This is a genomic window from Paraburkholderia tagetis (assembly GCF_022213065.1).
GTDB classification, from domain to species: Bacteria; Pseudomonadota; Gammaproteobacteria; order Burkholderiales; family Burkholderiaceae; genus Paraburkholderia; species Paraburkholderia tagetis.
In genome coordinates this window covers 330,525-351,277 of record NZ_JAKLJA010000003.1, presented here as the reverse complement: position 1 = coordinate 351,277, position 20,753 = coordinate 330,525, and the positions used below count along the sequence as shown (strand labels likewise).

21 protein-coding genes, 1 tRNA gene and 1 pseudogene are annotated in these 20,753 nt (G+C 64.7%); 15 read left to right on the top strand and 8 right to left on the bottom strand.

Translation table 11 applies throughout. The features are described from left to right. The first annotated feature begins 56 nt into the window (after window positions 1-56). From ribD to L5014_RS06770, 4 genes are all read left to right on the top strand, one after another. On the top strand, window positions 57-1,217 hold the full coding sequence (ribD, locus tag L5014_RS06785) for a bifunctional diaminohydroxyphosphoribosylaminopyrimidine deaminase/5-amino-6-(5-phosphoribosylamino)uracil reductase RibD (RefSeq protein WP_238462804.1): 1,161 nt from the start codon (window positions 57-59) through the stop codon (window positions 1,215-1,217). Window positions 1,218-1,261: 44 nt separating this feature from the next. Beyond that, window positions 1,262-1,897: a riboflavin synthase gene (locus tag L5014_RS06780; protein WP_238462876.1), complete on the top strand. Its 636-nt coding sequence runs from the start codon at window positions 1,262-1,264 to the stop codon at window positions 1,895-1,897. A gap of 289 nt (window positions 1,898-2,186) precedes the next feature. Beyond that, window positions 2,187-3,287, top strand: a complete 1,101-nt coding sequence (locus tag L5014_RS06775; RefSeq protein ID WP_238462803.1) for an acyltransferase family protein — start codon at window positions 2,187-2,189, stop codon at window positions 3,285-3,287. Between the two features lie 334 nt (window positions 3,288-3,621). After that, entirely contained in the window at window positions 3,622-5,451 is a 1,830-nt protein-coding gene (locus L5014_RS06770) for an ABC transporter ATP-binding protein (protein WP_238462802.1), read from the top strand. 90 nt (window positions 5,452-5,541) lie between these two features. Here L5014_RS06770 and L5014_RS06765 read toward each other — a convergent pair whose 3' ends face one another. Further along, the gene (locus L5014_RS06765) at window positions 5,542-5,847 is read right to left on the bottom strand and encodes a HigA family addiction module antitoxin (RefSeq protein WP_238462801.1); all 306 of its coding nucleotides are present in this window, start codon (window positions 5,845-5,847) and stop codon (window positions 5,542-5,544) included. Between the two features lie 11 nt (window positions 5,848-5,858). Next, window positions 5,859-5,999 (bottom strand): annotated as a pseudogene (locus tag L5014_RS06760) (type II toxin-antitoxin system RelE/ParE family toxin); the annotation flags it as partial. A gap of 295 nt (window positions 6,000-6,294) precedes the next feature. Between L5014_RS06760 and ribBA the strand changes: the two are divergent. The 4 genes from ribBA (at window position 6,295) to L5014_RS06740 (ending at window position 9,748) form a co-directional block, all read left to right on the top strand. Then, on the top strand, window positions 6,295-7,455 hold the full coding sequence (gene ribBA, locus L5014_RS06755; RefSeq protein WP_238462800.1) for a bifunctional 3,4-dihydroxy-2-butanone-4-phosphate synthase/GTP cyclohydrolase II: 1,161 nt from the start codon (window positions 6,295-6,297) through the stop codon (window positions 7,453-7,455). Window positions 7,456-7,509: 54 nt separating this feature from the next. Continuing rightward, window positions 7,510-8,022 carry a 6,7-dimethyl-8-ribityllumazine synthase gene (gene ribH, locus L5014_RS06750; protein WP_238462799.1) on the top strand — a complete coding sequence of 171 codons (513 nt, stop codon included), beginning with the start codon at window positions 7,510-7,512 and terminating at the stop codon, window positions 8,020-8,022. Next, the gene (nusB, locus tag L5014_RS06745) at window positions 8,019-8,453 is read left to right on the top strand and encodes a transcription antitermination factor NusB (RefSeq protein WP_238462798.1); all 435 of its coding nucleotides are present in this window, start codon (window positions 8,019-8,021) and stop codon (window positions 8,451-8,453) included. The genes ribH and nusB overlap by 4 nt, the downstream gene beginning before the upstream one ends. A 101-nt stretch (window positions 8,454-8,554) precedes the next feature. Then, window positions 8,555-9,748, top strand: a complete 1,194-nt coding sequence (locus L5014_RS06740) for a pyridoxal phosphate-dependent aminotransferase (RefSeq protein ID WP_238462797.1) — start codon at window positions 8,555-8,557, stop codon at window positions 9,746-9,748. 145 nt (window positions 9,749-9,893) lie between these two features. Here the strand turns inward: L5014_RS06740 and L5014_RS06735 are convergent, their stop codons facing one another. Then, entirely contained in the window at window positions 9,894-11,117 is a 1,224-nt protein-coding gene (locus L5014_RS06735) for a transglycosylase SLT domain-containing protein (RefSeq protein WP_238462796.1), read from the bottom strand. Window positions 11,118-11,674: 557 nt separating this feature from the next. Here L5014_RS06735 and L5014_RS06730 point away from each other — a divergent pair. Then, window positions 11,675-13,288, top strand: coding sequence for a UbiD family decarboxylase (locus tag L5014_RS06730; protein ID WP_238462795.1), 1,614 nt, complete (start codon window positions 11,675-11,677; stop codon window positions 13,286-13,288). A 130-nt stretch (window positions 13,289-13,418) separates the two neighbouring features. Further along, window positions 13,419-14,891, top strand: a complete 1,473-nt coding sequence (locus L5014_RS06725; RefSeq protein WP_238462794.1) for an NAD-dependent succinate-semialdehyde dehydrogenase — start codon at window positions 13,419-13,421, stop codon at window positions 14,889-14,891. Between the two features lie 162 nt (window positions 14,892-15,053). Here L5014_RS06725 and L5014_RS06720 read toward each other — a convergent pair whose 3' ends face one another. Beyond that, complete coding sequence (locus tag L5014_RS06720; protein ID WP_238462793.1) at window positions 15,054-15,362, bottom strand: hypothetical protein; 309 nt, start codon at window positions 15,360-15,362, stop codon at window positions 15,054-15,056. Between the two features lie 101 nt (window positions 15,363-15,463). On the opposite strand from L5014_RS06720, the gene L5014_RS06715 reads away from it, so the two are divergent. Further along, complete coding sequence (locus L5014_RS06715) at window positions 15,464-15,694, top strand: hypothetical protein (protein ID WP_238462792.1); 231 nt, start codon at window positions 15,464-15,466, stop codon at window positions 15,692-15,694. Between the two features lie 74 nt (window positions 15,695-15,768). Here L5014_RS06715 and L5014_RS06710 read toward each other — a convergent pair whose 3' ends face one another. Then, the gene (locus L5014_RS06710) at window positions 15,769-15,930 is read right to left on the bottom strand and encodes a hypothetical protein (protein WP_238462791.1); all 162 of its coding nucleotides are present in this window, start codon (window positions 15,928-15,930) and stop codon (window positions 15,769-15,771) included. A gap of 486 nt (window positions 15,931-16,416) precedes the next feature. On the opposite strand from L5014_RS06710, the gene L5014_RS06705 reads away from it, so the two are divergent. From L5014_RS06705 to trmB, 4 genes are all read left to right on the top strand, one after another. After that, window positions 16,417-16,737: an EthD family reductase gene (locus tag L5014_RS06705; RefSeq protein WP_238462790.1), complete on the top strand. Its 321-nt coding sequence runs from the start codon at window positions 16,417-16,419 to the stop codon at window positions 16,735-16,737. A gap of 84 nt (window positions 16,738-16,821) precedes the next feature. Continuing rightward, window positions 16,822-17,385, top strand: coding sequence for a YggT family protein (locus L5014_RS06700; protein ID WP_238462789.1), 564 nt, complete (start codon window positions 16,822-16,824; stop codon window positions 17,383-17,385). Between the two features lie 79 nt (window positions 17,386-17,464). Next, a tRNA-Gly gene (locus L5014_RS06695) sits at window positions 17,465-17,539 on the top strand. A 236-nt stretch (window positions 17,540-17,775) separates the two neighbouring features. Next, complete coding sequence (trmB, locus tag L5014_RS06690; RefSeq protein WP_238462788.1) at window positions 17,776-18,594, top strand: tRNA (guanosine(46)-N7)-methyltransferase TrmB; 819 nt, start codon at window positions 17,776-17,778, stop codon at window positions 18,592-18,594. A gap of 97 nt (window positions 18,595-18,691) precedes the next feature. On the opposite strand, the gene L5014_RS06685 is transcribed toward trmB, so the two are convergent. From L5014_RS06685 to L5014_RS06675, 3 genes are all read right to left on the bottom strand, one after another. Further along, complete coding sequence (locus tag L5014_RS06685; protein WP_238462787.1) at window positions 18,692-19,540, bottom strand: undecaprenyl-diphosphate phosphatase; 849 nt, start codon at window positions 19,538-19,540, stop codon at window positions 18,692-18,694. Between the two features lie 94 nt (window positions 19,541-19,634). After that, complete coding sequence (locus L5014_RS06680) at window positions 19,635-20,150, bottom strand: DUF1439 domain-containing protein (protein WP_238462875.1); 516 nt, start codon at window positions 20,148-20,150, stop codon at window positions 19,635-19,637. Window positions 20,151-20,337: 187 nt separating this feature from the next. Beyond that, complete coding sequence (locus tag L5014_RS06675; protein ID WP_238462786.1) at window positions 20,338-20,625, bottom strand: YkgJ family cysteine cluster protein; 288 nt, start codon at window positions 20,623-20,625, stop codon at window positions 20,338-20,340. Between the last annotated feature and the right edge of the window lie 128 nt (window positions 20,626-20,753).

Below are 20,753 nucleotides of genomic sequence, written 5' to 3'. Positions count from 1 at the left end.
CAGGCGGGGCACCTGCCCCGCCTCCCTTACCCGATCCGCTCCGGAGCCAGCACGACATGTTTTCGCAAGCCGATTTCGCCCACATGGAGCGCGCGCTCGCCCTTGCGGTGCGCGGTCTGTACACGACCGATCCGAACCCGCGCGTCGGCTGCGTACTGGTGAAGGACGACGTGGTGATCGGCGAAGGCTTCACGCAGCCCGCCGGCCACGATCACGCCGAAATCCAGGCGATGAAGGACGCACGTGCGCGCGGCCACGAAGTGCGCGGCGCCACCGCCTACGTCACGCTCGAGCCGTGCAGCCATTTCGGCCGCACGCCGCCCTGCGCCAATGCGCTGATCGAAGCGAAGGTCGCGCGCGTGATCGCGGCCATGGAGGACCCGAACCCGCTCGTTTCGGGACGCGGCCTCGCGATACTGCGCGACGCGGGCATCGAAGTGCGCTGCGGCCTGCTCGCCAGCGAAGCGCGTGAGTTGAACATCGGCTTCGTCTCGCGCATGACGAGAAAGCGCCCTTGGGTGCGCATGAAGGTCGCCGCATCGCTAGACGGCCGCACCGGCCTGCCCTCGGGCGAAAGCCAGTGGATCACGGGCGAAGCCGCGCGCGCCGACGGCCATGCCTGGCGCGCACGCGCCTCGGCCATCCTCACGGGCATCGGCACCGTGAAGGAAGACGATCCGCGCATGACCGTGCGCGCGATCGACACGCCGCGCCAACCCAAACGCATTCTCATCGACAGCCGCCTCGACGCCTCGCCGCTCTCGCAGATCTTCGTGGGTGCGCCCACGCTCGTGTTCTGCGCCGCGCTCGACGACACCAATGCCGAGCGCGCCGAGACGCTGCGCGCGCGCGGCGCGGAGATCGTTGCGCTTGGCAACGAACACGGCAAGGTGGACCTGCCCGCCATGCTCGGCGAGCTGGCCGCGCGCGGCGTGAACGAATTGCACGTGGAAGCCGGCTACAAGCTCAATGGGTCGCTGTTGCGCGAAGGCTGCGTAGATGAACTACTCGTCTATCTCGCGCCCTCGCTGCTCGGCACGAACGCGCTCGGCATGTTCGACCTTGCCGCGCCCGCGAAGCTCGATGGGCGCATGCGACTCGCCTTCCATACGATCGATCGCATTGGCGAGGATTTGCGCATCCTCGCGCGCCTCGTGCACGATGGCTCGAATACGAACCTCGATGCGGATGCAACCGCGCAGGGAGACGCATCATGATTCTTTCGAACGAACTGAACGCACTGAACACAAAGGACAGCCAGATGTTTACCGGAATCGTCGCGGCCGTGGGCCGCATCGAATCGATCAAGCCGCTCGGCAGCGACGCCGACGCGGGTGTGCGCCTCACCGTCAACGCGGGCGGCCTCGACCTCGACGATGTGCAGCTTGGCGACAGCATCGCCATTCAGGGCGCATGCATGACCGTCATCGAAAGGTCGGCGACCCGCTTCGACGTGGACGTCTCGCGCGAGAGCCTGAACCGCACCGTGGGCCTTGCCGACACGGGCGAAGTGAACCTTGAAAAGGCGCTGCGCGCGCACGATCGCCTGGGCGGCCATATCGTGTCGGGCCATGTGGACGGCCTCGGCACCGTCACGCGCTTCGCGCCGGTGGGCGAATCGCACGAGCTGCGCGTTCTCGCGCCCGCCGAGATCGGCCGTTATCTCGCCTACAAGGGCTCGGTCACGGTCAACGGCGTGAGCCTGACCGTGAACTCCGTGGACGACCGCGCCGACGGCTGTGAATTCTCGATCAACCTGATCCCGCACACGGTCGAAGTGACCACGCTCAAGCACCTCGTGGCGGGCGCGAAGGTGAATCTCGAGATCGATTTGATTGCGCGGTATGTGGAGCGGATGCTCAGTGCATCTCCAGAGAGCGCTAAGCCGCTGAAATAGTCCGGTTTTTTAAAATCCATTGTCTACCGCCGCCTCCCGACCTCGCTAATTCGCGATTTGGCGGCGGTATTTCTGACCGTATGCGACCGTTTTCTGCGGTTGGTATTACCGTCAGGTCTCCAAAATTCGCTCTTCGGCCCATTCGACAGAGCCGGAATTTGCATGTCAGCCTCAGCTTCTCAGTTCCAGTCCAGGTATGCGGTTCATATGGTGCGGTGGAGAACACTGATCCCGCGCACTTAGGCATGAAATAGAGCCTTCGTCCTGCAATGATTCGGGAATAGAGAATATGCGCAGCGCATACAACGGGCCACATTTCATTGTCCTGGATGGGCTGCGCGGTGTCGCCGCTATCGCAGTGGTCTGCCTTCATGCCATTCAGCTAGTCGCCAATGGACAACCAGCCATTGAGGCTCGGGCCTTGGCGGTCGATTTTTTCTTCTGTTTAAGCGGATTCGTTGTTGCCCATGCCTACGGAAGCCGGCTCGATGCCGGCATGTCATTGGGCGAATTTGTGGCCAGGCGCGCGCTTCGGCTCTATCCACTGATCTTCCTGGGTGCTGCGCTTGGAGGAGGCGTGTTCGTCATGGGCACACTGCATCGCGGTGGCCTTGGCCTTGACGTTCTTGTCGAGGTGATGAGTGCCTTTCTGCTCATTCCAGCTGGCCTGTTCTTCGGACTTCAGGCTTACCCAGTAAGCAATCCTATGTGGTCGCTGTTCTTCGAATGCTTCGCCAACATCGTCTACGCAATGTTTCCGCGTCGCAGTCTCGCATTTCTTTACGTTCTTCTGATCGTCTCCGCTTTGGCGCTCGTGCAAGTCTCGTACAACTACAACGGCCTGGACGCTGTTGGTTTCAACGACTGGAACGCATTCGCGTTCGGTTTCGTGCGAGTCTGCTACCCCTTCCTGGCGGGCACCTTGATCTGCAGACTCCAGATCTATAAAAAGCTGCCTTCGATCCCTGCTGCCGTGGTAATTGCGATGTTAATCGCAACACTATCTATCGACATGCATCCCACCTGGGTCTATCACGCAGCGTGTTCCCTCCTCGTCTTCCCGGTCATTGTTGCCATCGGAGCCAATTCGCAGCCCATAGCGTTGCCCGGCGTGTTGACGTGGCTTGGCAATATCTCCTATCCGCTGTACCTGATACATCATCCGCTGCTGCGTATCGTCAAGCATATCGCCGTGCTGTCCGCCATGAGCCGGAATCATCCGCTCGCGACGACAGTCGTCTGCGTCGTTGCATCCTGCGCACTGGCGACGCTGGTATTGCACGTCTATGACGAGAAAATCAGGCGTTGGGCAATGTCCGTGTTTGGTCGCCGCCTTGGATATGCCTCCGTGTCCCCGAATACCGCGCCAGCGCAACTTCAGCATCACTGATAAAATCCGTCCCATTTCCCCCGCGCCCGCCCTTCGGCTGGCCGCGCATTTCCCACCCGAACCCAATGAAGGAGGCAAAGATGGCTGTAATCGCGATGGTCGCCGTCATGCCACCGGTTCGGGTGATGCCACACGTCACGCACGCCCCGCTTCCGGCACGCTGACCGCGTCCGCAGCACCGCACGGCGCGTTTTTGGCGGTTTTCTGGCCGCCGCGCCACTTTCCAGCGATTTCGAGGATTGACGTTCGGCATGAAGTGCCAGAACGCCCAGACCTCGTTTCCCGCTCACCGCATTCCTGAAGCGTCTTCGGGCCGCGCCCGAAGCATCTGTCCATGGCAGACCAAGACAAACAACTCGTTTCCGGCGGACAGACGTTCCGCCATGTTCTCGGCTTCACGTTCCGGCATTGGTCGCGCCAGCCGGGGCGTGTCGGCGCAGTTGCGCTCACCGCGCTGCTCGGCGCGCTCGCCGATGTGCTCACGCCGCACTACGCCGGCCATCTCGTCGACGCGCTCGCGCACGACGCCGCGAGCGGCAACGCCGCCGCCTGGCACGCCGCCGTAGTGGCGTTCTGGGCGCTGACGGCACTCGGGCTCACTGGCACGCTCATGCGCCAGGCCGCATTCCAGAACATCATCGTGCTCACGCTCAGGATGATGAGCGAGGTCGCGACGCACGCCTTTTACCGCGTGCAGCGCTTCTCCACCGACTGGCACGCGAACAGCTTCGCCGGCTCGACCGTGCGCAAGGTCACGCGCGGCATGTGGGCGCTCGACCTGCTCAACGACACGCTGCTCGTCGCCCTCTTTCCGTCGCTCGTGATGCTGGTCGGCTCGACCGTCCTGCTTGCGCTGCAATGGCACGTGATGGGCCTCGTGGTCGGGGTCGGCTCGGCGCTCTATCTGGCGATCACCGTCTCGCTCTCGCTTTTCTACGTCGCGCCTTCCGCGCGGCTTGCGAACCAGTGGGACACCAGGATGGGCGGCGCGCTCGCCGACGCCGTCTCGTGCAACGCCGTCGTCAAGGCCTTCGGCGCGGAGACGCGCGAAGAGGCGCGGCTCGCACGCGTGATCGCCAAGTGGGACAGCCGCACGCGTCGCACCTGGCGGCGCGGCACCTTCAACGGCGGCGTCCAGGGCGCGCTGCTGGTGGCCATGCAGGCAGCCATTCTCGGCGCGGCGCTCCTGCTATGGGCGCGCGGGCTCGCGAGCGTGGGCGACATCACCTTTGCGCTCACGCTCTTTTTCCTGCTCAAGGGTTATCTGCGCGACGTGGGCATGCACGTGCGCAACCTGCAGCGCTCGGTCAACGACATGGAAGAGCTCGTGATGCTCGAAGCCCAGCCGCCCGGCGTCGAAGACAAGGCGGACGCACCGCCCATCGTGATCGACCGTGGCGACATCCGCTTCGAGAACATGACGTTCCGCTACGGCGCGCACGAGCGGCCGCTCTACGCGAATCTTTCACTGCGTATCGCGCCAGGCGAGCGCGTGGGTCTCGTCGGCCATTCGGGCTCCGGCAAGACCACGCTCATCAAGCTGATCCAGCGCCTCTACGACGTGTCCGACGGCCGCATCACCATCGACGGCCAGGACATCGCGCAGATACAGCAGGCGTCGCTGCGCTCGCAGATTGCCATCGTGCAGCAGGAGCCGGTGCTGTTTCACCGCTCGCTTGCGGAGAACATCGCCTATGCGCGACCGGGCGCGACCCACGACGAGATCGTGCGCGCGGCGAAGCTCGCGAGCGCGCACGATTTCATCATGGCGCAGCCGAAGGGCTATGACACGCTCGTGGGTGAACGCGGCGTGAAGCTCTCAGGCGGCGAGCGCCAGCGCGTCGCGATTGCGCGCGCATTCCTCGCGAACGCGCCGATCCTGATCTTCGACGAAGCGACCTCGAGCCTCGACAGCGAAAGCGAAGTGCTGATCCAGCAGGCGATGGAGCGGCTGATGGAGGGCCGCACGACGGTCGTGGTCGCGCACCGGCTTTCGACCGTGCGCGCACTCGACCGGCTGCTGGTGCTGGAGCGCGGGCGCGTCGCGGAGGAAGGCACGCACGACGAGCTCGTGCGCCGCGAGAACGGGCTGTACCGGCGCCTGTTCGAGCGTCAGGCGCTGGGGCTCACAAAGGGACTCGCCGCCGATGGGGTCCTGCGCTGAACTTCCGGGGCACCGCAACCTCCGTGCAACCTGGGAGCAAGGATGCGGGCAAACCCGCGGGCAAAACGGCTGGCAAAACGGCGGCGGCGCTCAGGCCGCCGCCGCGCGTGCATGCGGCTGAATGTTCGCGAGTATGTCAGCGAGCGTCTCGCGCGCGATTTCGGTGTCGTAATGCGCCTGCAACTCCATCCAGCTATGCGCGTCTGTGCCGAAATAAACCGCGAGCCGCACTGCCGTGTCGGCGGTGATCGCGCGCTTGCCGAGCACGATCTCGTTGATGCGGCGCGGCGGTACGCCAATCGCCTTGGCGAGCGCGTACTGGCTGATGCCCATCGGCTTGAGCCAGTCTTCGTTCAGGACTTCTCCGGGTGTGGCGAGCGCGACCTCCCGTGCCATGGCCATGCTCCTCAGTGATAGTCGACGATGCGGACCTGCGAGGCCTCGCCGTGAGCGAAACAAAAGCAGATGCGCCACTGCGCATTGATGCGGATGCTGTACGCCCCCGCGAGGTCGCCGCTCAAAGGCTCCAGCCGGTTGCCGGGCGGCGCCCCGCAAAGAGCGAGGCGGTGTCCCGGCAGGCAAATGATGTAAACGACATGAATAGTAACGCCTTGCGTTAATAACGTCAACCGTTACTATTGTCGCGACGGCACCACGCAAGGGCTAGCTGGCCGTTCGGCCAACTCTCGTGCGCGCTCGATCCGCGCCGGGTCAGCAAATGCTCAACGCCGGCGGGCCTGCCTGGGCGTGCGCCAGCCTCAAAACTCCGCGCGCGCCCTCCGTTCTGGGCGACGCGCCCGCCCGCGTGGCGTAAAATGTGCGCTTTCCAGCCAGAATCCCACCATGACGCTCGCCTCCACCCTTGAAATCATCGCCGAGCTGAAAGCCGGCAAGATGGTGATCCTCGTCGACGAAGAAGACCGGGAAAACGAGGGCGACCTCGTCATCGCAGCAGAATTCGTCACGCCCGAAGCCATCAACTTCATGGCGAAGTACGGGCGCGGCCTGGTCTGCCTCACGCTCACACAGGAACGCTGCAAACTGCTCAACCTGCCGCTCATGACCTATCGCAACGGCACGCAGTACGGCACGGCGTTCACGGTGAGCATCGAGGCGGCCGAAGGCGTCACCACCGGCATCTCCGCCGCCGACCGCGCCCGCACGATCCAGACGGCCGTTGCGCACGACGCGCGCGCCGAGCACATCGTGCAGCCCGGCCACGTCTTCCCGATCATGGCGCAGCCTGGCGGCGTGCTCGTGCGCGCGGGCCACACCGAGGCGGGTTGCGACTTCACGGCGCTCGCGGGCCTCACGCCGGCGGCCGTGATCTGCGAGATCATCAAGGACGACGGCACGATGGCGCGCCTGCCCGATCTCATTGAGTTCTCCAAGGAGCACGGCATCAAGATCGGCACCATCGCCGACCTGATTCACTACCGCAGCCGCACCGAGTCGATCGTCGAGCGCGTGGCCGAGCGCACCATGCAGACCGCCCACGGCACGTTCCGCGCGATCATGTACGTCGACCACCCCACGCGCACGCCGCATATCGCCCTCGTGCGCGGCACGCCCACACCGGACAAGGACACGCCGGTGCGCGTGCACGAGCCGCTCTCGGTGCTCGATCTGCTGGAAACGGGCGCGTCCACGCACTCGTGGACACTCGACGCCGCCATGCGCGAGATCGCCGAGCGCGATCTCGGCGTGATCGTCATGCTCAACTGCGGCGACACCAAGGAACATCTGATCGACGTCTTCAAGGCGTTCGACCAGAAGGAGCGCGCGGAGGCGCTCGCCCGCCGGCCCGTGGACTTCAAGACCTACGGCATCGGCGCGCAGATCCTGCGCGAGCTCGGCGTGGGCCGCATGCAGGTGCTTTCCAAGCCGCGCCGCCTCGGCAGCATGTCGGGCTACGGTCTCGAAGTCACCGGCTTCGTGCCGATGCCTGGCAGCGAAGCTGAGGCACCGTGTCCGCCGGAAACGGCCGACCGCGCAGCGCATTAAGCCGCAGGCCCCACTTCACGCGTCACCACGCTCAACCGAACCTACGGACACCACATGGAAATCGGACAATACCAACCGAATCTCGACGGCGACGGACTACGCATCGGCATCGTTCAGTCGCGCTTTAACGAACCCGTCTGCAACGGCCTCGTCGACGCCTGCATCGAAGAACTCGAGCGCCTTGGCGTCACGGGCGAAGACGTGCTGCTCGTCACCGTGCCGGGCGCGCTGGAAATCCCGCTCGCGCTGCAAAAGCTCGCCGAAAGCGGCCAGTTCGATGCCCTGATCGCGCTCGGCGCGGTCGTGCGCGGCGAGACGTACCACTTCGAGCTCGTCTCCAACGAAAGCGGCGCGGGCATCTCGCGCATCGCGCTCGACTTCGGCGTGCCGGTCGCCAATGCGGTCCTCACGACCGAGAACGACGAGCAGGCCGTCGCGCGCATGACCGAGAAGGGTCGTGACGCCGCACGCGTCGCTGTCGAAATGGCGAACCTCACGGTCGCGCTGGAGCAGCTCGACGGTGGCGATGACGAAGAAGACGAGGAAGACGAAGAGGAACAGCAATGAAGAGCGCGCGCCGCCGCTCCCGCGAACTGGCCACGCAGGGCTTGTATCAGTGGCTGCTGTCGGGTGTGCCCGCCGGCGAGATCGACGCGCAATTGCGCGGTTCGCAGGGTTATGACAAGGCCGACCACGAGCATCTGGACGCCCTCCTGCACGGCGTGATCCGCGAATCGGGGGAACTCTCCGCCGCCATCGCGCCGTGTCTGGATCGTCCGATCGAGCAGCTCTCGCCCGTCGAGCGCGCGGTGCTGCTCGTGGCTACCTACGAGTTCAAGCACCACGTCGACATTCCGTATCGCGTCGTTATCAACGAAGCGGTCGAGCTCACGAAGACCTTCGGCGGCTCGGACGGCTACAAGTACGTGAACGGCGTGCTCGACAAGCTCGCGGCGCAACTGCGCCCCACCGAGGCTCAAGCCGCCCGCAAGTCGTAATCGTTGTCGTGGCGTTGTAGTGGTACAAGGCGCGCGAAGCCAGGCCATCGGCCCCCGGCTTCCCGCGCGCCGCATCGCCTGCAAGCACTGGAAACACCCGCATGAACACCGTTGCCGAACCGCTGCTGCGGCTTGCCGCGCGCGTCGACGAGATCCAGCCTTTCTACGTCATGGAACTGGCGAAGGAGGCCGCAAAACTCGAGCGCGCCGGACGCGACATTATCCATATGGGTATCGGCGAGCCGGACTTCACGGCGCCCGAGCCCGTCGTCGAGGCCGCCGCCGCTGCGCTGCGCCGCGGCGTCACGCAATACACGAGCGCACTCGGCATCCACGCGCTGCGCGAAGCGATTGCCGCGCATTACGAGCACGCGTACGGCCTCAAGGTCGATCCGGCGCGCATCGTCGTGACGGCCGGCGCCTCGGCAGCGCTGCTGCTCGCCTGCACGGCGCTCGTCGACCGCGACGACGAAGTGCTCATGCCCGACCCGTGCTATCCGTGCAACCGGCACTTCGTGGCCGCCGCGGAAGGCAAGCCGGTGCTCGTGCCGAGCGGCCCCGAAGCACGCTTCCAGCTCACCGCCGCAGACGTCGAGCGCCTGTGGACACCGCGCACGCGTGGAGTCCTGCTCGCCTCGCCGTCCAACCCCACCGGTACGTCGATCGAGCCCGACGAGCTCGGGCGCATCGTGAAGGCCGTGCGCGCACGCGGTGGCTTCACGATCATCGACGAGATCTATCAAGGCTTGAGCTACGACGCGCACCCCGTCTCTGCCCTCTCCTTCGGCGACGACGTGGTGACCGTGAACAGCTTCTCGAAGTACTTCAACATGACGGGCTGGCGTCTGGGCTGGCTCGTGGTGCCGCCCACCCTGGTCGGCGCGTTTGAAAAGCTTGCGCAAAACCTCTTCATCTGCGCGTCGGCGCTCGCGCAGCATGCGGCGCTCGCCTGCTTCGAGCCGCAAACGCTGGATATCTACGAAGCACGCCGGCTAGAGTTCAAGCGCCGCCGTGACTTCATCGCGCCCGCGCTCGAGTCGCTCGGCTTCACGGTGCCCGTGATGCCCGACGGCGCGTTCTACGTCTACGCGGACTGCACGAACGTCAATCACCCGGCCGCCGGCGACAGCGACGCGCTCACGCGCGCCATGCTGCACGACGCGGGCACGGTGATGGTGCCGGGCATGGACTTCGGCGTAGCCGCGCCGCACCAATACGTGCGCCTCTCTTATGCCACGGCCTACGAGCGGCTCGAAGAAGCCGTCGGGCGTCTGCGGACGCTGTTCAACCGCTGATTCCCGCTTTCGATCCCACTTTCGATCCCACTCTCCGTCTGCCGCTACATGCCGGCAGAAATGAAAAAAGGCACCGTCGGGTGCCTTTTTCGTATCGTTCGGTCTTTCCTGCTGGTCGGAGCCTGGGCGATACCTGACCGATATATTACGCGCCGAGCTCGGACTGGCTGTGCTTCTGGGCCGCCGTGCTGGCGCTGTTGCTTGCGTCATCCTGATCGGCTGCCGAATTCCCAGCTGCCGAGGACTTCTCCACCAGCGCATGCGCGTTGTCGAGCGTCACGTGCACACGCTTCTCGCCGCTGGTGCTCGCCACCTTCTGCACCGACGTGCTGGCCGTGGTCGTGACGGGCGCCTGCGGCGCGTTGATCGGCACATTGCGGCCGCGAGCCACGTCGCGCAGACGCCCACGCTCGGCCATGACCTTGGCGCCGTAGCCGCCGTCGTCCGGCGAGGTCGAGCCCACGTACAGGCGCAGGCCGCCCGGCAGCGAGCCGCCGCGTGCGATGCAGTCCTTCAGGACCAGCGCGCCAACCTTGATGTTCGCGAGCGGATCGAGCGCCGCGCTCTGGCCGCCGAAGTACTGGAACTTGTCCGAGTGGACCTTCGACATGACCTGCATGAGGCCTTGCGCGCCCACGCCGCTCTCGGCATACGGGTTGAAGCCCGACTCGATCGCCATGACCGCGAGCAGCAGCAGCGGATCGAGACCCACTTCACGGCCCGTGTCGAAGGCGGCTTTCACGAGTTCGCCGACTGGCTCCTGCGCCACGCGATAGCGGCGCGAGATAAAGGTGGCAACGAGCGCCTGTTCGCGTGCTGAAACCAGCACGCGGTCGTCGCGGGCGTCGGGCGTGATGCGCTGCGACGGGATCATGCGCGCCAGCGTACCGACGCTCGGCAGCGAGCGCGGATCGAGGCCATTGAGCGTGACCGCGTCGAGCGTGGCCATGCCGCCCTTGGAAACGCTGTTCGCGACGTGGTCCACGGTGCCGTTGGAGCCGGCGGGCGTCACGTTCGCGGCACGCGCGCCGGCCTCGGGAAGCAGCGCCGTGGGCAGCGCCGCAGCGTCGGTGGCGGCATTGCTGTCTTCGTTCGCCGCAACGCTGGGCGGCACGAACGAGGGCAGCGGATTGCCCTGCAGCAGACGCGCGGGGCCTGCCTGCACGGCAGCGGAAACAAAGGGCATCATGCGCGCAGCCACCGTGCCGCGCCACGAGGGCAGCAGCCAGATAGCGAGCGCAACCAGGACGGCGCAACCGCCCACAATGCTGAACAGGTGATGGCTCAGACGCGTGCCACGTCGCAGTAGCGCACGCAGCCCCGGAGCGAAACGCTCATCGGCGCGCCACCACGATAACCAGGTATTCATCTAACGGATCTCCCATGTTGCATGATCCAGCGACCGAAGTCGGCGCGAGGCCAATGGCCAATCGCGGGATCAAGACATCGCGCCCCCTGGCTGGTGCGGCAGCGATGTCGGGAAAACGGCAAGAACGCCGTAGGTGGAACTCCTTCCGAACTGCTGGGCACGCCTTGGGCGCGCGTGGGGAGTTCTCACGCGAACAGCCGGCGCAAAGCGGCGCCGGCGAAGACAACCAATCTAGACCGTGGGGAAACCGTGCAGGGGGTCGGCTAAACGGCGACGCGTTGCGTCTGAAGGACCGGGAAGGTGGTTAAAAATTGCAAGCCCTGCAACCAGTGTGGACGGATTCTAGCAGGCTCTAATAGATCGTCAACACTATAAAATGTCAAAACTATAACTATTTGTAATAATGAACGGTGTTCAATTCGGGCGAGCCCACGTGCTGTGAGCGTCTGCGGCCGGTGACCCAATATGACTGACAGCGTGTGTCAAGTAACACAGGTAAAATCGACAATCGACTTGCCTCTGCCCCCGCCGCGCGCTGCGGCTCCGACCCTATCCCGATGAAATACAAAGACTTGCGCGACTTCGTCGGTCGCCTGGAGACGATCGGCGAGTTGCGCCGCGTTCCGCAGACCGTCTCCCCGGTGCTCGAAATGACCGAGCTCTGCGACCGCGTGCTGCGCGCCGGCGGTCCCGCCCTGCTTTTCGAGAGCCGCGCGACCCATGCGTTCCCCGTGCTCGGCAATCTTTTTGGTACGCCGCGGCGCGTCGCGCTCGGCATGGGCATCGACGCCCCCGAGAGCGCCGGCGACGGCGCGGCGCTCGACTCGCTGCGCGACGTGGGGCGGCTGCTCTCCGCGCTGAAGGAACCCGAGCCGCCGCGCGGCCTGAAGGACGCAGGCAAGCTGCTCACGCTCGCCAAGGCCGTCTGGGACATGGCGCCCAAGACCGTGAACGCCCCGCCCTGCCAGGAGATCGTCTGGGAAGGCAATGACGTCGATCTCGCGAAGCTGCCGATCCAGACCTGCTGGCCCGGCGACGCCGGCCCGCTCATCACCTGGGGTCTCACGGTCACGCGCGGGCCCAACAAGACGCGCCAGAACCTGGGCATCTACCGCCAGCAGCTCATCGGGCGCAACAAGCTCATCATGCGCTGGCTCGCGCACCGCGGCGGCGCACTCGACTTTCGCGAATTCGCGCTGCAGAACCCTGGCAAACCTTACCCGGTCGCGGTCGTGCTCGGCGCCGACCCTGCGACCATCCTCGGCGCCGTCACGCCGGTGCCCGACACGCTCTCCGAGTACCAGTTCGCGGGGCTCCTGCGCGGCGGCCGTACCGAGCTCGCGAAGTGCATCACGCCCGGCGTCGACACGCTCCAGGTTCCCGCACGCGCGGAGATCGTGCTCGAAGGCTTCATCTATCCGCAAAACAGCGCGCAAAACAACGCGCAAACCAGTGCTCAGGACGGTGCGTCAGCCCCCGCGCCCGCAGGCGCGCCGCCGCGCCCTACCAAGGGTGCGAGCGCCGCATACGAGCACGCGCTCGAAGGCCCCTACGGTGACCACACCGGCTATTACAACGAGCAAGAGTGGTTTCCCGTCTTCACGGTCGAGCGCATCACCATGCGGCGCGACGCGATCTATCACTCTACGTATACAGGCAAGCCGCCCGATGAGCCGGCTGTGCTCGGTGTCGCGCTAAACGAAGTGTTCGTGCCGCTCCTGCAGAAGCAATTCCCGGAAATCACCGACTTCTATCTGCCGCCCGAAGGCTGCAGCTACCGCATGGCCATCGTGCAGATGAAGAAGAGCTATCCCGGGCACGCAAAACGCGTCATGTTCGGAGTCTGGAGCTTCCTGCGCCAGTTCATGTATACGAAGTTCATTGTCGTGGTCGACGACGACGTGAATATCCGCGACTGGAAGGAAGTGATCTGGGCGATCACCACACGCATCGATCCGGCGCGCGACACGGTACTCGTCGAAAATACGCCTATCGACTATCTCGATTTTGCGTCGCCGGTTGCGGGCCTCGGCTCGAAAATGGGCCTCGACGCCACCAACAAATGGCCCGGCGAAACGGACCGCGAATGGGGCCGCGCCATCGAGATGACCCAGGACGTGAAGACGCGCGTCGACCGGCTTTACGAAGAGCTTGGGCTCGGACGCGCTTGAGGATCGCGGGCTGCGCCCCTCGACGCTGTCCGCTGATCTGCTGCACCTCCGCGACGCCTTCGCGACGCCGCGCTCACCGCGATACGGCCCGCTTCGGGCCGCGCCGCTCACGCATTGAGGAGACACGAAGATGAGCCTGTCCGCATCCGAACGCCTGACGCAGCTGCAGGACCCCGCACTCTTCAAGACGCGCGCCTGGATCGACGGCGAATGGAGCGGCGGCGCGGCGACCTTCGCCGTGCTCGACCCCGCCGACAACACGGAAATCGCCCGCGTGCCCGACTTCGGCGCCGCCGAGGCGCACCGTGCGATCAACGCCGCGCACGCCGCTCTGCCCGCCTGGCGCGCAAAGACCGGCAAGGAGCGCGCCGCCGTGCTGCGCCGCTGGTACGACCTCGTGATCGAGCACGCCGACGACCTCGCCGCGATCATGACCGCCGAGCAAGGCAAGCCACTCGCCGAGGCGCGCGGCGAAGTGATCTATGGCGCGTCGTTTCTCGAATGGTTCGCCGAGGAAGCCAAGCGCGTGAACGGCGACGTGCTCGCGAGCCCGGCAAACGACCGCAAGCTCGTCGTGATCAAGCAGCCGATCGGCGTTTGCGTGTCGATTACGCCGTGGAATTTCCCGATCGCGATGATCACCCGCAAGGTCGCGCCCGCCATCGCCGCAGGCTGCACGATCGTCGTGAAGCCCGCCGAGCAGACGCCGCTGTGCGCGCTCGCGCTTGCCGAGCTCGCACAGCGCGCGGGCGTGCCCAAGGGCGTGTTCAACGTCGTTACCGCCGACTCGGTCAATTCGATCGAAGTAGGCAAAGCGTTCTGCGAGAGCGACATCGTGCGTCATCTCTCGTTCACGGGATCGACGCCGGTGGGCCGCATTCTCATGCAGCAATGCGCGCCGACGGTCAAGAAAATCGCGCTGGAGCTGGGCGGCCATGCGCCCTTCATCGTGTTCGACGATGCCGATATCGACGCCGCCGTGGAAGGCGCCATGATCTCGAAGTACCGCAACGCGGGCCAGACCTGCGTGTGCACGAACCGCTTCTACGTGCATGACAAGGTCTACGACGCGTTCGTCGAAAAGCTCGCCGCCGCCTCGCGCAAGATCAAGGTCGGCAACGGCTTCGAGACCGGTATCAACCAGGGACCGCTGATCGACGACGCCGCCGTTGCGAAAGTGACGCAGCATATCGGCGACGCCACGTCGAAAGGCGCGAAGCTCGTCATGGGCGGCAAGGTGCTGGAAGGCCGTTACGTCGAGCCGACCGTGCTCGCCGAAGTCACGCGCGACATGCTGATCGCGCGCGAAGAAACCTTCGGGCCGGTCGCCGCCGTGTTCCGCTTCAGCGACGAAGCCGAAGTGATCCGCCTCGCGAACGACACCGAGTTCGGCCTCGCCTCGTACTTCTATAGCCGCGACATCGGCCGCGTATGGCGCGTGGCCGAGGGGCTCGAGTACGGCATGGTCGGCATCAACACCGGACTCATCTCGAACGAGGTTGCGCCGTTTGGCGGCGTCAAGCAGTCGGGGCTCGGACGCGAAGGCTCGAAGTACGGCATCGACGAATATGTCGAGCTGAAGTACCTCTGCATGGGCGTCTGAGCGGGCTATTACGACCTGAACGCGCAGGCGTGCAGGACACGGGCGCATCGTCGTAATCCGCGCCTGAAAAGCAAACGGCGCAACGCGGCATGAGCCGGCGTTGCGCCGTTGCGGAAAACTTCGGGCGAGTGGCGCTGGGCCACCCGACATCATCGGTCGAGCCTAGCGGCGGTACCAGCCGTCGCGATAGCCGCGGTAGTAGCCATGATGGCGCCAGTACGGGCGGCCATAGTAGCCGTAGCCACCATAACCGCCCACGACTACTGCGGGCGGCGGTGCATAGACTACCGGCGGCGGCGCATAGACGACGGGCGGCGGCGGTGCGTAGACGACAGGCGGCGGTGCATAGACCGGATAGGCCGGCGCAACAGGAATGCCGATACCGATACCCACCGAAACGTGCGCCTCGGCTGCGCTGACGAGCCCCACACCCAGCACAGCAGCAACGATAAACGAAACGGTCTTTTTCACTTCTCTTCTCCTGGCAGCCGACGACGACGTCGCGCCACATAACGGGCCAAACCCACACATGCACTGTATCTAAAACGAAGGCCGTCCAAGGTTGCCATTTGTTGCAAATTGCAATCGCAGATGCGGGCTTCCTGGCGTTGAATCCAGCCGATGCCACAAACTTCCTTCTGAGTGACGCCCAAACCGCGATGTATCGAGCTTTGCAGACCGCCTTGGCAACTCATCCGGTCACAATTACCGACGGCATCGCGCCCCAGCCAAATGGGCCGGTAATGTTTCATTACAAATTGGCTGGGGCGGTGTATTCGCCAGCCAACAGCGCCCCATTCTGACCAGCCCGAAACAACAATGCCCGGTCCACGAACCGGGCATCGACGAGATGAAGTGCGAAGAACGAAGAGAGGCGCTATCCGACTTTCACGTAGGTGAATTCACGCGTGACGTTGGGCGGGACATACGCGCCGCTAATCTGCACGCGTGGCGTCAGACGCTTTCGCTGATCCCACCAGCGGCGACGCTGACAGGGCGTGAGAAACCGCAGATGCTTTCGGTAAGCGAAGATGCTCATGGTGACCTCCCGAATCGGACAACCGACAGGAAACAGCCCAATTGCACACAGCAACAACGAAACCGGAGCCATAGGGGTATTGTGCGCAGGTTTGCGAACAGCGGATGCGGTGTTGCGAGATAGCCGCAGGTGCGTGACATATGGCCCGGGACCTGTTAGTCATGCTGTCCGCATGTTGCGCGGGGGCGGACTTGCCGCCCAATCACAGCCCCCGACAGACCCCGCCGCCGTTCCTGGCATTCTTTTTAATCGGAGCACGCCCATTGCATCGGTACGTCGGCGAACATTTCGCGACGCCGGCCCTTGCATGAGCGCCTCGATTCACTTTAGCCGTTCGCCCGAAAAGCGCCCGGAATCCTGCGCGCACCGCGTGTGCAGCCGACCTTCTCGCGCCATTACTGGCAAGGCGTAAGCCGTGGTAATGTGGCAACGGCGCGCGCACCGACGGTACGCAGCGCACATCGGGATTCATCGACAGGAACGCCAATGATCAAGGTCAGCATCCTTTATCCTTACCGCGAAAACGGCAGATTCGACACCGAGTACTACGCCACGCGGCATATGCCGCTCGCCGCACGGCTTTTCGGCGACGCGCTAAAGGGCTGGTCGATCGACATCGGCATCAACGCGGGGCCGCCGGGCACGCCGCCGCCCTACGTCGCAGCCGGGCACTTCTTGTTCGAGACGCTGGACGATTTTTACACCGTGTTCAAGCAACATCAGAAGGTACTCGTCGACGACATTCCCAACTATACCGACAGCGGCAATGGCACGATCCTGGTCAGCGCGGTCAAGGTCTCCGTCTGATCCAGACTGATCTGTAATGGCAGGCCGCACGCTCGAAACCTGCCGCCACGCACCGTCAATTATCACAAGAAGGAAACAACACCGATGTTCGGCGATATCGCCCGCTTTCTGCTCAACACAATCTTCACGTTGTTCGGCGCCGCCCTGCTGCTGCGCGTCTGGCTGCAGTTCGTCCGCGTTCCGCCGTACAACCCGGTGACGCACGCCATCCAGCAGGTAACCAACTGGCTCGTGCTGCCGCTGCGCCGCGTGATTCCGGGCCTGCGCGGCATTGACATGGCGGGCGTCGTGGCGGCGCTGATCGCCGCCGTGGCTTTCGTGCTGCTGATGGTATGGCTTGCGGGCGTCGACCCGCTCGCCCTCTTGCCGACGCTTTTGATCGTCGCGGTGCTGACGGTCGTGAAGTGGGCACTCAATCTGCTGATCTGGCTGACGATCCTGATGGCGCTGCTCTCGTGGCTGAACCCGCAGTCGGCAGCGATGCCCGTGTTGTTCCAGCTCACAGCGCCGTTCCTGAATCCCATTCGGCGCATTCTGCCGAACCTCGGCGGGCTCGACCTCTCGCCGATTCTGCTGTTTGTGATCGTCCAGGTGCTGCTGATGGTCGTCACGCGTGTAGCGGTCTCGCTCACCCTGTTCGGAATTTGACGTCGGGCAGCGTCCCGCGGCAACGCGGGACGCACGCGATTGTGCAATCGGGCGAAATCCGCGTAAAATAGCGCGCTCTGCGGGTGTCGTATAATGGTTATTACCCCAGCTTCCCAAGCTGGAGACGTGGGTTCGATTCCCATCGCCCGCTCCACGAATTCACATCGCGGCGCCGTGCATCAATGCACGGCGCCGTAACATCCAGCCGGCCCGATTCGAGCGGCTGCGAACTGCAGTAATGCGCCTCGCAGCACCGCCAGCATCCCAGTGCGAATCGTTCTCCCGAAGCCGCACGGATGCCCCGAATGCCGCCGTCCCGGCGAAACGAATCGCCAGACCGGCAGTGCCCGACGCCGCGAAGCCCGCTGCCCTCACCTCCCATCCTCGAAGATGAATCACGATCCGAACGACGCAGCCCGCACTGGCTGCACGTCGCCCGCCACAGCGGACGACCACGCTGCGAACCCGTCGCAGGAAACGGCTGCTCCCAATGCCACGCCCCCCGAAGACGCACAGGCGAGCGCCGATGAAGGCCTGCACCACCGCCGCATCCGCAGCTTCGTGACACGCGCCGGGCGTGTCTCGACTGGCCAGCGCCGCGCGCTCGACGAACTCGGTCCGCGCTTCGTGGTGCCCTACGCGCCCGAGGCCGCTAACTGGGATGCCGTGTTCGAGCGGCACGCGCCGCGCGTGCTGGAGATCGGCTTCGGCATGGGCGCCAGCACCGCGGAGATCGCCGCGCTGCGCCCGGACGACGACTTTCTCGGCGTCGAGGTGCATGAGCCGGGCGTGGGCGCATTGCTCAAGCTGATCGGCGATCAGAACCTCACGAACATCCGCATCATTCAGCACGACGCGGTCGAAGTGCTCGAGCAGATGATCGCGCCCGCGAGCCTCGACGGCGTTCACATCTTCTTTCCTGACCCGTGGCACAAGGCGCGCCACCACAAGCGCCGGCTGATCCAGCCGAAGTTTGTCCAGTTGCTCATCTCGCGCATGAAGCCGGGTGCCTACCTGCACTGCGCAACCGACTGGCAGAACTACGCCGAACAGATGCTCGAGGTGCTAGGCGCCGAGCCCGCGCTCGAGAACACGGCCGCCGACTACGCGCCGCGCCCCGACTATCGTCCGGTGACCAAATTCGAGCGCCGCGGTCTGCGGCTCGGTCACGGCGTGTGGGACCTGGTGTTCAGGCGCCGCGCGGGCTAAAGCGTCCCAGCGGCGTTCACCCGGCAAAAACAAACGGGCGCCACGGCGCCCGTTTTGCATTCCGACGCCGCCGATTCGGGCGTCGACGCGTATCGCGTCACTGCCAGTCGAGCGCGCCGCCATAGCCGAACAGCAGGATCACGAGGCCGAATGCGATGCGATACCAGGCGAATGCCGTGAAATCGTGCGAGGCGATATAGCGCAACAGCCAGCGCACGCAGGCGAACGCGCTGATGAACGCGGCAACGAAGCCTACGCCGAAAAGCCCGAGCCAGTCGACCGAAAGCGTCTGCCAGGCTTTATGCATTTCATAAACGGTCGCACCGAAGATAATCGGGATTGCGAGAAAGAACGAGAACTCGGTGGCGACGCGCCGCTCGACGCCGAACAGCATCGCGCCGATGATGGTCGAGCCCGAGCGCGACATGCCGGGAATCAGCGCACAGCACTGTGCCAGGCCCACCTTGAAGGCATCGAGCAGCGAGATGTCGTCGAGCGAATTCACGCGCGCAGGCGGCGGCGTCTTGCCGGCCCCTACGCCCGCGCGCCGGCGCCCTTCCACCCACAAAATGATCAGGCCGCCCGCAACAAGCGCGAACGCAACGGGAACCGGTGCGAACAGCACCGACTTGATCGCCTTCTCGAACAGCAGGCCCAGCACCACGGCGGGAATCGTCGCAACGACGATGTTGAGCGCGAAGCGCCGCGCTTCGGGCCGCGTGGGCAGGCCGGCCACCACGGTGCCGATCTTGCGGCGGAACTCCCAGCACACGGCAAGGATGGCGCCCAGCTGGATGACCACGTCGAAAGTCTTTTCGTACTCGCCATCGAAGCCGAGCACGCTGCCCGCCACGATCAGGTGCCCGGTGCTCGAAACCGGCAGAAATTCCGTCAGCCCCTCGACAATGCCCAGAATCAGGGCCTTGCACGTCACAATCCAGTCCATCCCCACTCCCTTGCGGAAAAATTTGCGCCGGGGGGACCGTACGTCGCTTGCGTGCACGCCCGCCGACGGCTGCGCGCGGCGAGCATCCCGTCGCTTATTTCTCGACGATCTGCACGCGTATGCCGTTTGTAAGGATGGTGATTGTACCGGGTTCGTAATTGACACCGGCGAACTGGAGCTGATCCGGCTTGAACGTGTAAATGGGATAGTTGGCCAGCAACTGGGTAGCGGCCACCGCCGCGACGGCGTTCACCTGCTGCGCGTAGACGGCGGCGCTGCCCGCCATGTCGACGCTGTCCACCGTGGGCGATCTCAGGATGACCGAACGGCTCGGCGCATCGTAGGCAAGCTCGCTCGAAATCGTGAACGCGCCGCTCACCGGGTCCTGCATCAGCGGGCTTTCCAGATGTGCATCGACGCGCACGGCAACGCGGTTGCGATCCGGAAGCAAGGTGACGACCGGGTTCGTGAGCGTGACATCGAAAAGCTGCTGCGCCGAGCGGTGATACGGAAACTTGCGCTGCACCGCGCCCTGCACCTGCTGCTGCGAGAAGGTGTAGTGATCGGGGATGAAGGGAAAGATGCCGGACGCACAGGCGCCGAGCGACATGGCCGCGCAGGCCGCCGCACAGGCGGAGAGCACGAAAGCCCTTCGGGTGGCGCGAAGCGCGCCCGGGTTGCGCGAAGGGGAAGAGGCGCGCGTCGCGCGTCGGAACATGCGAAATCTCCTTAATGAGCAGCTCAGATACAACGGGGGCGACCAGGGAACGACGTTTCGGCTAGCGCCTGTTTAGCGCCTATGGCCTCGTGGCGGCTTCGAGGCGCTCGATCCAGACGAGCGCCTGCTCGCGCGAATCGCCGCACATCCCGGCCTGCGGCTGGAGACCCGAGCAACACGCGGGACGCAGCGGCGAGCCGAATATTTTGCACTGCAAGTCCTCATCTAGCTGCACGCAGCGCACTCCCGCAGGCTTGCCGTGCGGCATGCCGGGAATCGGGCTCGAAATGGACGGCGCGATACAGCACGCACCGCAACCGGGGCGGCATGCATGGCCAGACGCGGTAAGAGGGAAACCTGCACTCACAACTGCTTCCTGAAGCAAAACGGTTACTGATTCGAAAAAACGAGTCGCCAACCGGCACACGTGCGGACACGGCGGATGACTGTACGCATTGTGCCATCGCACGCTGCGACCTTTTTACACAAACAGCT

What these genes read in the sequence shown, in the direction of transcription:
- ribD (WP_238462804.1), top strand. Translation starts at nt 57, where the DNA reads ATGTTTTCGCAAGCCGATTTCGCCCACATGGAGCGCGCGCTCGCCCTT.
- L5014_RS06780 (WP_238462876.1), top strand. Translation starts at nt 1,262, where the DNA reads ATGTTTACCGGAATCGTCGCGGCCGTGGGCCGCATCGAATCGATCAAG.
- L5014_RS06775 (WP_238462803.1), top strand. Translation starts at nt 2,187, where the DNA reads ATGCGCAGCGCATACAACGGGCCACATTTCATTGTCCTGGATGGGCTG.
- L5014_RS06770 (WP_238462802.1), top strand. Translation starts at nt 3,622, where the DNA reads ATGGCAGACCAAGACAAACAACTCGTTTCCGGCGGACAGACGTTCCGC.
- L5014_RS06765 (WP_238462801.1), bottom strand. Translation starts at nt 5,847, where the DNA reads ATGGCACGGGAGGTCGCGCTCGCCACACCCGGAGAAGTCCTGAACGAA.
- ribBA (WP_238462800.1), top strand. Translation starts at nt 6,295, where the DNA reads ATGACGCTCGCCTCCACCCTTGAAATCATCGCCGAGCTGAAAGCCGGC.
- ribH (WP_238462799.1), top strand. Translation starts at nt 7,510, where the DNA reads ATGGAAATCGGACAATACCAACCGAATCTCGACGGCGACGGACTACGC.
- nusB (WP_238462798.1), top strand. Translation starts at nt 8,019, where the DNA reads ATGAAGAGCGCGCGCCGCCGCTCCCGCGAACTGGCCACGCAGGGCTTG.
- L5014_RS06740 (WP_238462797.1), top strand. Translation starts at nt 8,555, where the DNA reads ATGAACACCGTTGCCGAACCGCTGCTGCGGCTTGCCGCGCGCGTCGAC.
- L5014_RS06735 (WP_238462796.1), bottom strand. Translation starts at nt 11,117, where the DNA reads ATGAATACCTGGTTATCGTGGTGGCGCGCCGATGAGCGTTTCGCTCCG.
- L5014_RS06730 (WP_238462795.1), top strand. Translation starts at nt 11,675, where the DNA reads ATGAAATACAAAGACTTGCGCGACTTCGTCGGTCGCCTGGAGACGATC.
- L5014_RS06725 (WP_238462794.1), top strand. Translation starts at nt 13,419, where the DNA reads ATGAGCCTGTCCGCATCCGAACGCCTGACGCAGCTGCAGGACCCCGCA.
- L5014_RS06710 (WP_238462791.1), bottom strand. Translation starts at nt 15,930, where the DNA reads ATGAGCATCTTCGCTTACCGAAAGCATCTGCGGTTTCTCACGCCCTGT.
- L5014_RS06705 (WP_238462790.1), top strand. Translation starts at nt 16,417, where the DNA reads ATGATCAAGGTCAGCATCCTTTATCCTTACCGCGAAAACGGCAGATTC.
- L5014_RS06700 (WP_238462789.1), top strand. Translation starts at nt 16,822, where the DNA reads ATGTTCGGCGATATCGCCCGCTTTCTGCTCAACACAATCTTCACGTTG.
- trmB (WP_238462788.1), top strand. Translation starts at nt 17,776, where the DNA reads ATGAATCACGATCCGAACGACGCAGCCCGCACTGGCTGCACGTCGCCC.
- L5014_RS06685 (WP_238462787.1), bottom strand. Translation starts at nt 19,540, where the DNA reads ATGGACTGGATTGTGACGTGCAAGGCCCTGATTCTGGGCATTGTCGAG.
- L5014_RS06680 (WP_238462875.1), bottom strand. Translation starts at nt 20,150, where the DNA reads ATGTCGCTCGGCGCCTGTGCGTCCGGCATCTTTCCCTTCATCCCCGAT.